Annotated in this window: 14 protein-coding genes; 5 read left to right on the top strand and 9 right to left on the bottom strand. The window is 47.4% G+C overall.

Annotated features, from left to right (window positions below; all coding sequences use genetic code 11):
- Positions 1–3: 3 nt before the first annotated feature.
- The 5 genes from pyrR to ACWP87_RS01035 all read right to left on the bottom strand — a co-directional run bounded on the left by pyrR (position 4) and on the right by ACWP87_RS01035 (position 4,873).
- Entirely contained in the window at positions 4–552 is a 549-nt protein-coding gene (gene pyrR / locus ACWP87_RS01015; protein ID WP_005689384.1) for a bifunctional pyr operon transcriptional regulator/uracil phosphoribosyltransferase PyrR, read from the bottom strand.
- Between the two features lie 483 nt (positions 553–1,035).
- Positions 1,036–1,956: an RluA family pseudouridine synthase gene (locus ACWP87_RS01020; RefSeq protein ID WP_005685862.1), complete on the bottom strand. Its 921-nt coding sequence runs from the start codon at positions 1,954–1,956 to the stop codon at positions 1,036–1,038.
- Positions 1,953–2,420 carry a signal peptidase II gene (gene lspA / locus ACWP87_RS01025; protein ID WP_005685864.1) on the bottom strand — a complete coding sequence of 156 codons (468 nt, stop codon included), beginning with the start codon at positions 2,418–2,420 and terminating at the stop codon, positions 1,953–1,955. Before lspA ends, ACWP87_RS01020 begins: the two co-directional genes overlap by 4 nt.
- Before the next feature lie 362 nt (positions 2,421–2,782).
- Complete coding sequence (locus ACWP87_RS01030; RefSeq protein WP_014569651.1) at positions 2,783–4,456, bottom strand: formate--tetrahydrofolate ligase; 1,674 nt, start codon at positions 4,454–4,456, stop codon at positions 2,783–2,785.
- 12 nt (positions 4,457–4,468) lie between these two features.
- Positions 4,469–4,873, bottom strand: coding sequence for an EbsA family protein (locus ACWP87_RS01035; protein WP_015764950.1), 405 nt, complete (start codon positions 4,871–4,873; stop codon positions 4,469–4,471).
- Between the two features lie 24 nt (positions 4,874–4,897).
- Between ACWP87_RS01035 and ACWP87_RS01040 the strand changes: the two genes are divergently transcribed.
- Complete coding sequence (locus ACWP87_RS01040; protein ID WP_005689390.1) at positions 4,898–5,296, top strand: ribonuclease HI family protein; 399 nt, start codon at positions 4,898–4,900, stop codon at positions 5,294–5,296.
- 116 nt (positions 5,297–5,412) lie between these two features.
- Here ACWP87_RS01040 and ACWP87_RS01045 read toward each other — a convergent pair whose 3' ends face one another.
- On the bottom strand, positions 5,413–6,015 hold the full coding sequence (locus tag ACWP87_RS01045; protein WP_005689392.1) for a nitroreductase family protein: 603 nt from the start codon (positions 6,013–6,015) through the stop codon (positions 5,413–5,415).
- 289 nt (positions 6,016–6,304) lie between these two features.
- Here ACWP87_RS01045 and cls point away from each other — a divergent pair, with 289 nt between their 5' ends.
- On the top strand, positions 6,305–7,774 hold the full coding sequence (gene cls, locus ACWP87_RS01050; RefSeq protein WP_005716946.1) for a cardiolipin synthase: 1,470 nt from the start codon (positions 6,305–6,307) through the stop codon (positions 7,772–7,774).
- Between the two features lie 329 nt (positions 7,775–8,103).
- Here the strand turns inward: cls and ACWP87_RS01055 are convergent, their stop codons facing one another.
- Positions 8,104–8,430: a hypothetical protein gene (locus ACWP87_RS01055; protein ID WP_005685871.1), complete on the bottom strand. Its 327-nt coding sequence runs from the start codon at positions 8,428–8,430 to the stop codon at positions 8,104–8,106.
- A 195-nt stretch (positions 8,431–8,625) separates the two neighbouring features.
- On the bottom strand, positions 8,626–10,077 hold the full coding sequence (locus ACWP87_RS01060; protein WP_014569653.1) for a helix-turn-helix domain-containing protein: 1,452 nt from the start codon (positions 10,075–10,077) through the stop codon (positions 8,626–8,628).
- Between the two features lie 360 nt (positions 10,078–10,437).
- Here ACWP87_RS01060 and nrdH point away from each other — a divergent pair, with 360 nt between their 5' ends.
- From nrdH to nrdF, 3 genes are all read left to right on the top strand, one after another.
- Positions 10,438–10,668 (top strand): glutaredoxin-like protein NrdH, encoded by a 231-nt coding sequence (gene nrdH / locus ACWP87_RS01065; RefSeq protein WP_005685874.1) that lies wholly within the window; start codon positions 10,438–10,440, stop codon positions 10,666–10,668.
- Between the two features lie 67 nt (positions 10,669–10,735).
- Positions 10,736–12,907, top strand: a complete 2,172-nt coding sequence (nrdE, locus tag ACWP87_RS01070) for a class 1b ribonucleoside-diphosphate reductase subunit alpha (RefSeq protein WP_014569654.1) — start codon at positions 10,736–10,738, stop codon at positions 12,905–12,907.
- A 51-nt stretch (positions 12,908–12,958) separates the two neighbouring features.
- A complete protein-coding gene (gene nrdF, locus ACWP87_RS01075; protein WP_005710444.1) occupies positions 12,959–13,939 on the top strand; it encodes a class 1b ribonucleoside-diphosphate reductase subunit beta in 981 nt (326 codons plus the stop codon).
- 158 nt (positions 13,940–14,097) lie between these two features.
- Here the strand turns inward: nrdF and ACWP87_RS01080 are convergent, their stop codons facing one another.
- Complete coding sequence (locus tag ACWP87_RS01080) at positions 14,098–14,988, bottom strand: LysR family transcriptional regulator (RefSeq protein ID WP_014569655.1); 891 nt, start codon at positions 14,986–14,988, stop codon at positions 14,098–14,100.
- Between the last annotated feature and the right edge of the window lie 111 nt (positions 14,989–15,099).

Here is a 15,099-nt window from a genome sequence, read left to right on the forward strand (position 1 = left end):
TGATTATTCCCCCATCTTTTCGATGCTGATGCCGTCTTTGCCATCAAGTTCGGCCACCTGCACCTGAATTTGCTCGTCAAGTGAGGTTGGAATGTTTTTACCGACAAAATCCGGTCGAATTGGCAACTCGCGATGTCCGCGATCGACAAGCACGGCCAAGCTGATCTTACGTGGCCGACCTTCATCCATCAACGCATCTAAAGCGGCGCGAATGGTGCGGCCGGTGAAGATGACATCATCGACTAAAATGACATGCTTGCCGGTGATATTAACCGGTAACTGTGCTCCTTCAACATCTGGTTGGTGTTCATGGTCGATTTTATGGACATCATCGCGATAAAACCGGATATCCAATTCGCCAACCGGAACTTTTAAACCTTCTAGTTGTTCGAGGCGTTTGGCGATGCGGTGGGCCAAATAAATGCCACGGGTTTTGATCCCGACTAGAACAAGATCGTTCAAACCCTTATTTTGTTCGATGATTTCATAACTGATTCGTGTCAATGCGCGTTTCATAGTTACCTCGTCTACAACCTGTTTTGACTGTGCCATTGATGTGCCACCCTTTCTTGTATGTATGCTGATAAAACTTGGTGCCAGTGAGTTTGCTTGGTGATGAAAGCTGTGCTCCGACTTCTAACCAGGCTGGTTCACGCTCGGTCATAACGCGTTCACCAGCCCAGAAACCTGCACATAAGGACCTTGGTCGCAATGGCCAAAGCCCGGCCATCACGCCCGAGGCCACTTATGCTCCGGTTTCTAACCGGGCTGGTTCACGCTCACTTTCTATAACGCGCTCCCCGGCGCAGAAGTCTGCGTGTAAGGACCTCAGTCGCAATGACCAAAGCCCGGCCATCACGCCTGAGGCCACTTACACTCCGACTTCTAATCGCGCCGGTTCACGCTCAACAAAAAACGCCTCCTACCCAATTTGGATAGAAGGCGACCGTAGCCTGAATAATCCGCCGCAACGGAAAGGAAACCTTCTAAGCCTCACTGGACTTAGTTAAAGGTGCTTGTTCGATTGAGTTAAGATTACCGAACGTTGCGGGTCTTGTCAATGCCTGCACGCAGATCGGTTAAGGTTTTTTCAAAAATTGGCGGTACCGGCGCGGTAAAAGTTAATAATTTTCCCGTGACCGGATGCACGAAGCCGAGTTTTGCCGCGTGAAGAAACTGACCATGACCAGGAAGGGTACGCTTAGGGCCATAGAGAGGATCGCCTGCTACCGGGTGATGGGTGTAAGCCATGTGTACGCGAATCTGATGCGTGCGCCCGGTATCCAGAATGCATTTTACCAAGGTGTAGTTTGTAAAGCGCTCCAGTACTTGAAAATGGGTCACAGCATGGCGGCCATCTGCGACCACTGCTTGGCGTTTGCGATCGCGCGGGTCCCGACCCAACGGCGCATCAATTGTGCCCTCGTCTTCTTTAAAAGTACCATGAACCAGTGCCAAATATTCCCGAATCGACGTTTTAGCCTTAAGCTGGGCGGATAGACTTAGCTGGGCGGCTTCTGTTTTTGCAACCATTAGCAAGCCGCTCGTATCTTTATCAATACGATGAACGATTCCAGGCCGAATGACGCCATTAATGCCAGGTAGCTTGGTGTGATACAGCAACCCATTCACCAGCGTGCCGTCCGGATGACCCGGTGCCGGATGAACAACCATGCCTTGAGGTTTGTTAACCACAATGACTTGATCGTCTTCGTAAACAATCTCGAGTGGAATCGGTTCAGCAACGGCCTTAAGTGGTTTAACTTCCGGAATGGTCACTGTAACAACATCACCGGCCGTCACCTTAAAATTAGCTTTCACGGGATTGCCATTAACGGTGACCAAGCCGTCTTGGAGCCATTTTTGCACCTGGCTGCGGGTGTGGGTGGTCTCGTGGGCCGTGATGATCTTATCAATTCGGCCGCTTTCGGTGGTAATGGTGAAGGTATCGCTCATGCTACCGCCGCCTTGTCACGATCAAACAGAATGTAGATCAAGACGAAAATAACCCCAAGTGTGATGCAGACATCTGCAAAATTAAAAATCGCATTAAAACGCCACTGATCAAGAAATTCGAGATGGAACATATCCGTTACATATCGAAAACGCAAACGATCAATAAAGTTTCCAATCGCCCCCGCTGTGATCAAGGTCAACCCCATCCGATAAAACGGTTTATGCAGACTATCGCGCCACAGCATGGCAACAACAACAAACGCTAGAATCGTAGTAACGTAAAAAAACCACTGCTTACCTTCAAACATCGAAAAAGCAGCACCAGTATTACGGATATGGGTGAGATCAATCACACCTGGAATTAATGACTGACTGTCACCAAGCGGAATATGAACCCTAACCCAAGTCTTAATCCCAAAATCAAGCAAAACCAAGACAGCAGCAACCATGACATAAATAAGCAAAGAAAAATCCTCCTGAGCGCGAGCCAGCGCGGTTAGAAGTCGGAGTGTAAGTGGCCTTGAGCGTGATGGCCCGGTTTTGGCCATTGCGCTCAAGGTCCTTACACGCAGACTTCTGCGCTGGGGAGCGCGTTATGATGTGAGCGCGAGCCGGCGCGGTTAGGGATCGGAGTATAAGTGGCCTTGGCCATTGCGACCAAGGTCCTTATACTCCGATCCCTGCGCCGGGGAGCGCGTTATGATATAAGCATCAGCTGACTCCTACCTCAGCCGCGCATCTAATGTTTGCTTCCTAGTGTACCGCGCCCAAAGAAAAACCGCCATCTTGAAAATGGCGGTTAACGTTTATCGTAGCGATGGCCTCATTAGAAAAGTCCGGAAATCTTACCATCGTCGGTAACATCCATGTTTAAAGCAGCTGGTGCTTTTGGTAAGCCTGGCATTGTCAAAACCGTGCCGGTCATGACGACCAGGAACCCGGCGCCTAGCTTAGGGATAATATCGCGCACATGAATGGTGAAGCCTTCAGGAGCGCCTAGTGTTTTAGGGTTATCGGTTAACGAATACTGGGTTTTAGCCATGCAAATCGGTAAGTCCTGCCAACCGTTCTTAGCGATGGTTCGAAGTGCAGCATTTGCTTTACCTTCATAGACAACATCGGCCCCGCCATAAATCTTTTGAACAATGGTCTTGATTTTTTCTTTGACGTCGCTGTTGCGATCATAAAGCGGTGTGAAGTGACTTGGCTGATTCAAAGCATCTAAAACTGCATCCGCAACTGCCAAACCGCCGCGGCCACCATCTGCCCAAACCGTTGCAGTGACCGCCTTGACATTGAGTTTGGCACAGGCATCAATTAACCACTGGATTTCGGCATCGGTGTCACTTGTGAACCGATTGACCGCAACGACAACCGGCACACCGTAACCTTGCATACTGTGGATATGGCGTTTCAGATTGGCAAAACCTTTAGCTAACGCGTCCAGGTTTTCCTGTTGCAGATCGGCTAATGCAACCCCGCCGTTATACTTCAGTGCGCGAACGGTTGCGACGATGACAACAGCATCCGGGGTTTTACCTAACACGGGGGTCTTGATATCCATGAACTTTTCACCGCCCAGATCAGCGCCGAAGCCAGCTTCCGTAATCGCGATGTTACCCAGTTGCAAAGCGGTGCGGGTTGCTAAAACGGAATTACAACCATGTGCGATGTTGGCAAATGGGCCACCATGAATAAATGCTGGCGTATGTTCAAGTGTCTGTACTAAGTTAGGCTTCAGGGCATCGCGCAATAACATGGCAATGGCACCGGTGACTTTTAAATCGCCGACCGTGACGGGTTTGCGGTCATAGGTATACCCAATCACAATCCGGCCAATTCTTGCTTTTAGATCGGCAATGTTTTCGGCCAGACATAGAACGGCCATTAATTCGCTGGCGACCGTAATGTCAAACCCATCTTCGCGCGGCACGCCACTGGTTGGACCGCCTAAGCCAATTGTTACATGGCGCAGTGCCCGGTCGTTGATATCCAACGCACGCTTCCACAAAATTCGGCGAGGGTCAATATTGAGTGTGTTTCCTTGCTGCAGATGATTGTCGATTAAAGCGGCCAGTGTGTCGACGGCAGTGGTCAAAGCATGCATGTCACCGGTGAAATGTAAGTTAATATCTTCCATCGGTACCACTTGCGCATAGCCGCCACCGGTTGCGCCGCCTTTCATTCCCATGACCGGACCTAACGAAGGTTCCCGCAATGCGATAACAGGATGCTGGCCGCGTTGTTGCAAAGCATCACCTAAGCCGACAGTAATGGTTGATTTGCCTTCACCGGCGGGGGTCGGATTGATGGATGTGACCAAAACGAGCTTGCCAAACGGCTTATCTTTCAACGCATTAAGCGCCGTAAAGCTGAGTTTGGCTTTTGATTTGCCATAAAGTTCCAAATCGTCAGCGGTTAAACCGATACTTGCGGCAACTTTCGTGATTGGCCACATTGAGCTGGCTTCGTTAGCCTGGGCAATTTCAATATCAGACATACAACACACTCCTTATTTAGTGGATGTTTCCAAACGTTTTTTGATCAACGCCACGATTTTTTGTTTTCGCTTTTTGCCGAACATCAGAAACGAAACGCGACCGTATTGTTTGGTTTTAAGCATAACGGTCAAACGGCCATTCGTAAAGTCCTCAATGTCCGCCCAAGCTAAATTAATCGTGTTACTTTTAAAAAAGCTGGTTAAACGAAGGCCTTTGGGCGTTGCGACTAGGCGGAGCAATAAGATTTGAACAATCGCAACTAAAATTGTGACGCCTGCAACCGCGACCGCCAGCCATGATAAACTGGTGCTTTCCAGCTGAAGAATGATCGCTAAACTAAGTCCAAATACGATCGCGCTCCAAAACATGCTAAAATCGATCCATGCAGGTTGATAATGTGTTCGATATCCTGCCAATTTGCCACTTCCTTAGGAGAAATCATGCTTAAACTATACACAGATGGCGCTACAAAAGGCAACCCGGGACCGGCTGGCATCGGCATTCTGGTTAGCGGATTGCCTCAGCAAATTCAACATCATGCCGCTTTACCTGCGATGAGCAACCACGAAGCGGAATTTGCTGCTGCCATTGCCGGGTTTAAATTATTGATTGAATCCAGCTTGACAACAGGCACAGTCGCTTACTACAGCGATTCCAAGTTAGTGATTCAAGCCATTGAAAAGCGCTATGCCAAACACTATCCGGCGTTAACGGCAGAGCTGCTGAGCTTAATTGACGAGTTTCCGCTGGTATTACCCAACTGGATCCCGGATCGGCAAAATCGCGGTGCCCATCACCTGGCTCAACAAGGTTTGCACCAAGCCGAAACTGAAAGTTAGTGTCAGTCATCTTGTCGTTTCATGGATCGATTGACGTAAAAAAAAGCCTGAAACTCCAGCAATATTGGAAGTTTCAGGCTTTTTGATCGAAACGTACCAGCTTGGGTTATAGCTGATTATTTAAGAACTTTGAATTGTTGCTCACGATCCATGTAATCCTTGGCATTTGCTTCGCCTTCGATGGAGCCGAATGGCATCTGAGCACGTAACTGCCAGTTTGCCGGGATATCAAAAGCTTCGCGGACAAGGTCGTCAATGATCGGGTTGTAATGCTGCAGGTTAGCACCGATACCGTTGTTAGCCAGCGTTACCCACGTGTTAAGCTGAGCTGATCCTTGAGACTGTTCTGCCCAAGTTGCAAAGTTATCGGCATACAGCGGGAAATTTTTCTCTAACTGTTTTACGACATCGGTGTCAGTGAAGTATAAAATGGTTGCAAAAGCGGCTTTAAAACCGGCAATTTTTTTCTTGGTTGCCTCGTAGGCTTCCTCGCTTGGCACTTCACTCTTTAAGCGCTTGACCACAATGTCCCATAATTTATCATGTTGCTCGCCAAACAGGAAAACGGCCCGAGTAGCCTGTGAGTTAAAGGCTGTTGGTGTTTCTTGAATAACGGATTCGATTAATGCAACCAACTCGTCAGGATTTTGTTTGATATCCTTGCCGAGTGCATAGATGGAGCGGCGTTGTTTGAGCAGATTTAGAAGATCTTGATTCACGAGATAACCACCTTTTTATTATTAATCAATACGTGTTCGGGCACACACCGTCAAAACCACCCTTACCTATCACTGGCTGTGAACGTTAAAGGCGGGGCAACGCATGTGAGAACAAGCATAAGTTTACCAACTGACTATTAGTAAGTAAACCCCCAAGCGAAAATTTCTTGAAAAAGCGACTGGCTAAACTTGCAATGGTATACCGAATTCTGCTTAGCGCTTCTATACTATAACGTGACAGTGACCGTTGGCTTGGGTACAATAAAATTATTCTTCATGGAGGTGCGGTATGTCGCTCATTACGTGGCTAATTATTATTATTTTGGTTTTGAATACCATTGGGGCGATTTTCACCGTCCTCCGCGAAGTCCGCGATATCTCAACGACCTGGGCTTGGTTACTTGTGCTGATCTTCCTGCCGATTATTGGTTTTGGTTTTTATCTATTTGCCGGTCGCGGCTTGTCAACCAAGAAGTTGCGGCGGATTCAACGCGAATATGAATCTGGCGTGAAAGCCTTCGTGTCACTTCAAAAACATGAAAATGCGCGCAATAAGCTATTGCCGCCTACGGATTACACGCCAGCAGCTAAGGCGTTAACGGCCTTTTTTCTTAATACGGCCCAAGCACCGGTACTTGCGCACAACCAGGTTCAACTTTACACGGATGGCGAAAAAAAGTTTGCGGCGTTATTTCGTGATATCGAAGCGGCTAAACATTATATCTATGTTGAGTATTACACCATTTATAACGACGAGCTGGGTAATCAGTTTCAACAACTACTTATAAAAAAAGCCAAGCAAGGTGTGACCGTGAAGGTTTTGTATGATGCCTGGGGTTCAATGGGTGCCTCGGCTAAATGGTGGCGGCGGCTCACTGATGTCGGCGGACAGGCAGAAAGCTATTTTAGCTCGAAACATCCCATCACCGACTTTCGGCTTAACTATCGCGATCACCGCAAGATCGTTGTGATTGATGATCACGTTGGCTATATTGGCGGTTTTAATGTCGGTGATCAATATGTTTCGCGCAAACCGAAATTCGGTTACTGGCGCGATACACATTTACGCATTGTCGGGAACACCATTTATGCGTTGAAAATTCGCTTTACAATGGATTGGAACGCAACTGTCGATAAGCAAAAAGAAATTGCCTATAACGTCGAACAAAGCGGTGCCGAGGATCTGACCAGCGAAAGTATGACCGCAGGCAGCACGCCGATTCAAATTGTTGCATCCGGACCTGACCGCCCCACCCAACAAATCAAGCTGGGGTACACCAAGTTAATCACTAGCGCTACCAAATCAGTTTGGATTCAGAGCCCCTATCTGGTGCCAGATGATACGGTAATCGATGCTTTAGTCTCGGCGGCGATGTCCGGCATTGATGTCCGAATTATGGTGCCGGATATGCCGGATCATCCCTTTATTTTCCGCGCTACGCAATATTATGCCAATTATCTGGCGCGATCAGGGGTTAAAATTTATCACTACCAGCACGGTTTCATGCACGCCAAAACCGTTGTCGTCGATGATGCGATTGCCAGTGTTGGCTCGGCAAATTTTGATATCCGCAGTTTCAAATTGAACTTCGAAATAAATGCGTTTATTTACGATCGCAAAATTGCCGGAACTTTGGCCGAAATCTTCCAAGCGGATATGGCCAAAAGCTATCTACTGACACCGGAAATCATTTCGAACCAAGGCTGGTGGTTACGGTTTAAGCAAGACTTTTCCAGGCTCCTGTCCCCTATTCTTTAAATTGCTTCAAAAGCCTTTCATTATAACGCGCTCACCGGCGCAGAAGTCTGCATGTAAGGACCACCCCTTAAGCGCAATGGCCAAAACCCGGCCATCACGCTTAAGGCCACTTACACTTCGTCTTCTAAACGCGCCGGTTCATGCTCACTTTCTATAAGGCGCAAATGATAACAACGCCGGTTCAACGATGTGATGCTTCGTTGAACCGGCGTTGCTTTTTGAAAAATGGCTGATGAAGATACCGCGATTAAATAAAATTGTTACCGAAAAGGACTAAAGCCATCTACTGAACGACACCCCGCGCTTGGAGACTTTCAGGGCCGCGCGCATTAACGCTGCCAATCATCCAATACCTTGGTGTGACCAAGAAGATAATGAATCGCAGCATGAACTAACTCGTCGCGTGCCGCCAATAACTCATCGCCCTCAAGATTATACTTATCGCGCAAATAACCCTCTGCAATCGCTTGATATTCTTTGCGCGCCTCGCCGCCATCGTTTAAATAAGTATCAATCGCTTCCAGATTATCTTTGGCCCGATTAGCCAGTTCTTCGGCCAGATCATCAACATGCGGCTGACGTTTGTGAGCGTAATCCATCAGCGTGTCATTCATATCAATGACGGCCGCTTCATCAGCTTTCTTGTCACGTTTCATGGTTACTTCATCTCCTAATACTATTAGTATGCACCTATGACCTATTTTCATCAACGCTGAGCGCGAACCGGCGCGGTTAGAAACCGGAACATAAGTGGCCTCAGTCGCAGACTTCTGCGCCGGTGAGCGCGTTATAGTGTGATCCCGTCTTATATTTTCCGATTGTTCTGCCAGCAACAAAGTAACGGCCACCGATTAACGATGCAAGAGCTGGCGGGAGCGGTGGAACAATTCTTGATAAAGTGCCGACCAGCTCTCGAACCTGTCACTCGCTAAATAAAAAACAGGCGTGTCTGGTACAATCGGTTCCTCACCGGGAGCCAGCGCCTGAGCAGAAATCACAAGGTCCGGGTGTTGGGCAACAGTTACCAGTCGAATATAGGCGGGATGCATCAGATTAAGGCGGACTGTTTCGTACAAAGGTTGTGGCATCATGGGATCAAGTGCCACTTTGAGTTTATCGGAAACGGCACTGTCTGTCATAAATGGCCAAAGTAACTGATAGAATCCGTCAACGATTTCAGGCCGGGATTTTTCAGTTGGAAGCTCCCGGGCAAAAAAGGCCTTAATAGCTGTCTCCAGACGCGGATAAAACGCGCGCATGGGACTGGCGGTTTTGGTTAAATCAATGTAAGCGCCGCCTGGAAAGATGCGTTCGCTAATTAAAATTTTTAACAAGTTACCCGCCAAGGCGAGATCATTGGTCACGGATGGTGAAATTCCGACGAGTCGTGTGCTGAGTTCGGCGCGAATCTTAGCGACCGTTTGCCATGCTGGCGTCTCGTTAGCGGCATGATAGCCGACCAAGGTGGCAGCATCAAATTGTTGTTCCGTATGAAAGCGTGGAATCCGCCATTGTCCGAGATAAAGATAGAGCATCTCGGCTTCAGCAGTGGCTCGTGGCAAGTTTGCTAAAGGAGCAGGTATTTTTTTAGGTAATGATGGCTGCGGTTTGAGCGCAGAAAAGTTCAAAGTACCGGCAATTGAGTGGTGGGCCTTAAGGCGATGCAAATTAATATTGGCTGAAAATAGCAACTGGGCGACCGAGAAATCGCGTTGTACCATGCCGGCCGCTTGCAACGCTTTGATGAGTTGGCGCGACTCAGGCAAAATATCGGCGAACAACGGATTCCCGATATCGACCAGTTGCCACAATAATTGGCGATAGATTTGGCGAATTCGCGGTTCAGAACCGATCAGCGATAACGGGGTTAAATTAATCGAAACTTCGGCTCGGCGCAAATAGAGTCGTAATGCGGAAATTCGGCGAAAAAAAGCAGCGCGGGAAAACCCGGTTTCAGTCAATAGATCTGAAAGCGTTGACGTGGGCGCCATCAAAGTTTTGACAAGTAGTTTCCCCGGCAGTGACCGCCGATATAAAAAGATGCGATAACGAACACGACTGATGGCAGGCGGTGCCGTCATATTGTTATCACCGCGGCGCAATAACGGCGGTGCAGCAGGATCAATTTCATGCAAATCAGCGGCTACCTTCTCCATGAGTCGGCGAAGTTGCCGATAACTTTCGCCGCGCGCCATTGAGGTAGTCACAATGTTAAGCTGGTGGTTGGGTGCGTCGCGTAAAGTGCCGTAAATCGCTAACCGGTCTCGTTCTTCGCGGTCTAGAAAAATTTCTTCAAACGCCATGGTGCCGCCTTCTTTTTCAAACTTTGCTATAGTATAGCAAATGGCGATTGTAAACTAGCTAAATAATGCCTGCTTGAGGCCACCCCTATTTTGAATCATTTTTGCCGCTCATTCAAAGTCCTCAAAGTAGCGACCACGTTGGCGTGATGGTTATTAGCAATATTTAACGCGTCCTTTTACCGGTTGCCACTGGCGTTTACTATGCAATCTTGGTATACTAAAAGTAAGCAAAAATCGGATCGACACCATATGCTCGGGGGCATCAAAAAAATTAACCCCAAGATATGGTGTTTTTCATTGACAGGCACCCCAATATTGAGTATTCTAAAAGACATAAGATAACAAGAAAGGATGATACCTATGCGTAACATCACACTGTTTACGCGCAATGGCTGTCCGCAATGCCGGATGACAAAGCGCTACCTCGATACCCATAACATTTCATTTACCGAACACAATATCAACGAAGAACCTGAATACATCGACTACTTGAAGAAAAAGGGATTCCAGCAGGTTCCCGTTCTCGAAGCAGATGGGCTTGATTCATTCTCCGGGTTCCGACCGGATGCCTTGAAGCAACTGGCTGTTTGATCAGCCAGTTTTTTTATCGCATCGAAACTAGCAAGGAAGATTAAATGCAGCGAAAGCAGGGATTAGCATGTCACTAAAAACCATTAGTCCGGATGAGGTTACTTATTACGCACTTAACAACGAGATTAACATTCCCGTTAACGACCAAATTCCGCTTAACAAAGATAAAGAAGCATTGCAGGCCTTTTTGACCGAAAATGTTGCACCCAATACCATGAAATTTGCTTCATTACAGGAGCGCTTAAAGTATCTGGTTGAACATCACTATTATGAAGCCGACTTTTTAAAGAAATATCAACCAGCCTTTTTGGAGAAGTTGAATCAGTTTCTCACTGCCCAGCATTTCCAATTTAAGTCGTTCATGGCTGCGTATAAATATTATGCTCAGTACGCGTTAAAAACCGATGACGGAACGCAATATCTTGAAGATTACAAAGATCGCGTTTTCGCTAATGCCCTTTTCTTTGCGGATGGTAACGAAGATTTGGCCGTTGACTTAGCCGATGAGATGATTCATCAGCGCTATCAGCCGGCTACCCCATCCTTCCTGAATGCAGGTCGGGCGCGGCGTGGTGAACTGGTCTCTTGTTTCCTGTTGCAAATCACCGATGACATGAATTCAATTGGCCGGGCAATCAACTCGGCTTTGGAACTTTCCCGTATCGGCGGCGGTGTCGGCTTGACACTGTCGAACCTGCGTGAAGCCGGTGCACCGATCAAGGGCATTGACGGTGCTGCCAGTGGTGTCTTGCCGGTCATGAAGTTGCTGGAAGATTCATTCTCCTACAGTAACCAGCTGGGTCAGCGCCAAGGTGCCGGGGTTGTTTATTTGAACGTCTTCCATCCGGATATCATCAGCTTCCTAGGCGCTAAGAAGGAAAATGCCGATGAAAAGTATCGGGTGAAAACGTTGAGCCTTGGTGTGATTGTGCCAGATAAATACTACGAACTCATCAAGGCTAACGCTGACATGTACCTCTTCTCCCCTTATTCAGTCGAACGCGCGTATGGCAAGCCATTTTCTTACGTGGATATCACGAAGGAATACGACAAGATGGTAGCCAATCCTGATATTAAGAAATACAAGATTAAAGCGCGCGACTTGGAAAACGAGATCTCCAAGTTGCAGCAAGAATCCGGCTATCCATACATCATTAATATCGATACAGCCAATCGTGCCAATCCGATCGAAGGTAAGATTATCATGAGCAACCTGTGTTCTGAGATTATGCAGGTTCAGGTTCCGTCTAAGCTCAATAATCGTCAGGAGTACGAGGTCTTAGGGACAGATGTTTCATGCAACCTGGGGAGTACGAATATTCCTAACCTGATGCACAGCCGTGATTTTGGTCATAGCGTCGAAGCCATGGTACGCGCGCTCACTTATGTCACGGATCACAGCAACATTGACGTTGTGCCGTCCGTGCAGCACGGCAATCACCTTGCTCACAGCATTGGTCTTGGTGCGATGGGCCTGCATACCTATTTTGCCAAGAACCACATGTATTATGGTTCACCGGAAAGCCTGGATTTCACTAACATCTACTTCCTACTGCTTAATTACTACACGCTCAAAGCTTCCAATAAGATCGCTAAGGAACGCGGCGAATCCTTCCACAACTTTGAAAATAGCAAGTACGCAGATGGCAGTTATTTTGACAAGTATCTCAATCAAACTTGGGCGCCGAAGTACGATAAAGTTCGCGACTTGTTCAAAAACATTCACATTCCAACGCAGGCTGATTGGCAGGCACTTAAAGAAGATGTGATGAAAAACGGTTTGTACCATCAAAACCGGATGGCAGTTGCACCTAATGGCTCAATTAGCTATATCAACGACACCAGCGCTTCATTGCAGCCAATTGTCAACCGGATTGAGGATCGTCAGGAAAAGAAAATCGGTACCATTTATTACCCGGCACCGGGACTGTCCAATGATACGATGCCTTACTATCAAAGCGCCTATGACATTGATATGCGTAAAGTGATCGATGTTTATGCCGCTGCGCAACAACATGTTGACCAAGGAATGGCGATGACGTTGTTTATGCGCAGTACCATCCCAGCCGGACTTTATCCGTGGAAAGATGGACGCACGAATAAAATGACTACCCGGGACTTGAACATCTTGCGGAATTACGCTCATTATAAGGGCATTAAGTCCATTTACTACATCCGGACTTATACCGATGACCAAGAAGAAATCGGCAGCAACGCTTGTGAAAGTTGCTCAATTTGATAATCTTTTAACAGGGGGATCTCCCCTGTTTTTACATAAGGAGCGAAGAAAATGGCAAAACAGTATATTGCGATTAACTGGAATGCAATTGAAGATGAAGTAGATAAAGCCACTTGGGAAAAATTAACCGAACAGTTTTGGCTCGACACCCGAATCCCCTTGTCCAACGATTTGGACGATTGGCGTTCATTGAGTCCGGATGAACAATGGGTCGTTGGCCACGTTTTCGGCGGGCTGACTTTACTGGATACCCTGCAAAGTCAAGACGGTATGGCAAGTTTACGCCAAAACATCCGGACCCAACAGGAAACCGCGGTGCTTAATAATATTCAGTTTATGGAAAGTGTCCATGCGAAGAGTTATTCATCAATTTTCTCGACGCTGAACACGCCTGCCGAGATCGATGAAATCTTTGACTGGACCAATCACAATGAGCATTTGCAGTACAAGGCCAACAAAATCAATGACATCTATCACAACGGCTCGGCACTACAAAAGAAAATTGCCAGTGTTTTCCTGGAAACGTTCCTGTTTTATTCAGGCTTCTTTACCCCGCTTTATTACCTGGGCAACAACAAGCTGACGAATGTGGCGGAAATTATCAAGCTGATTATTCGGGATGAAAGTGTTCACGGAACCTATATCGGCTATAAATTCCAGTTAGGCTTCAATGAATTGCCGGAAGCAGAGCAACAACAACTGCAGGATTGGATGTACGATCTGTTATACGACCTTTATGAAAACGAAGAAAAGTATACGAACGATCTCTACGCTAAAACCAAATGGACCGATGAAGTTTTGACTTTCCTGCGTTATAACGCCAATAAGGCCCTGATGAATCTGGGACAGGAAACCGCCTTTCCGGATACCGCCGATGACGTTAATCCGATTGTGATGAACGGTATTTCAACATCAACGGCTAACCATGATTTCTTCTCACAGGTCGGTAATGGTTACCGTCTCGGTCAGGTCGAAGCAATGGAAGACGATGATTATTCATTCTCGACTGAAGATAAAGGGCACAAGGATTAAAATGACCTTGCTCATGACAGCAAAACAGCCTTTGCAGACAATTAGTTATGTCTCAAAGGCTGTTTTTGTTTGCCTGAAATCGTGTAAATGCTGGCGCCAATTCTGATAAATGACGCGTAGAATGGTGACCGGCTTTTGCTTATAACCTGACCACGAGATTAGGGTTCGGTTTTATCAGACGCAATCTTTTCGTGGACAAGTTCCAAAAAGTGTTGCGCGATACGCGAAAGCTCCCGATCCCGTTTCCAGACCAACGCAACCGGATCGGCTAGTGCAGGCGCTAACGGACGAAAAGTTAAGGAGGTATTAGACGTTTGGGTAGCCAGATATTCCAGGCACAATGCCCGCCCCAAACCGACTGCTGTCATGCCTAATGCATCAGCAGTTAAGTCATAAGTTCCGACAATATAGGCTGGATCCAATCCCTGGCCAAGCCAATGTTCAAAACTATTGCGGATGTGCGTTGCTCGTGGCAGGATCAGTTCACTGTCACTGATATCATTTGGCGTAATTAACAGGTTATCAGTAAGGGGATCGTCGGTGTCCATCAAGATTCCCCACGCATCACGCATGGGTAACAACAACCGTTCATATTGCGTATGCTCTTTACCCGGACGCAGAATAAAGTCATACATGCCGGCTTCCAGGTTAGCTACCAGACTTTCATCTGATCCATACGTCACGTGGACATGTAAGCTGGGATACTGAAGCCGCAAAGATTGCGCTAACTGGAGCATGAGTTGTTTGCCGCTAGTTTCGCCTGCACCGATATAGAGATCACCGCCCAAGGCATGTTTGCCTTGTAAATTATTTTTGGTCCGTTCGGCAATGGCGGTCAATTCGCGTGCTCGATTTAGTAGATAGGTACCATCTTCGGTCAAGGTGACGCGGCGATTACCCCGAATGAGCAACTTGACGCCCAGCTCTTTTTCCAGATCCTTGAGCTGGCGCGATAGCCCTGGCTGAGATATACCTAATGTTCTGGCTGCAGCGGTAATACTGCCATGATCTGCAATTTCAATGAAGTTGCGCAACGTCTGCAGTTCCATGTTCTCCCCTACTTCCTATCAGTCCTAATTATCACAAGTGCTTTCCTATAACAATTATAGCCCATTAGCGGCACTTTGTATTCCCTTTCACACATCATCCTTTATCTTGGC

It is taken from the genome of Lacticaseibacillus sp. 22, assembly GCF_055413445.1.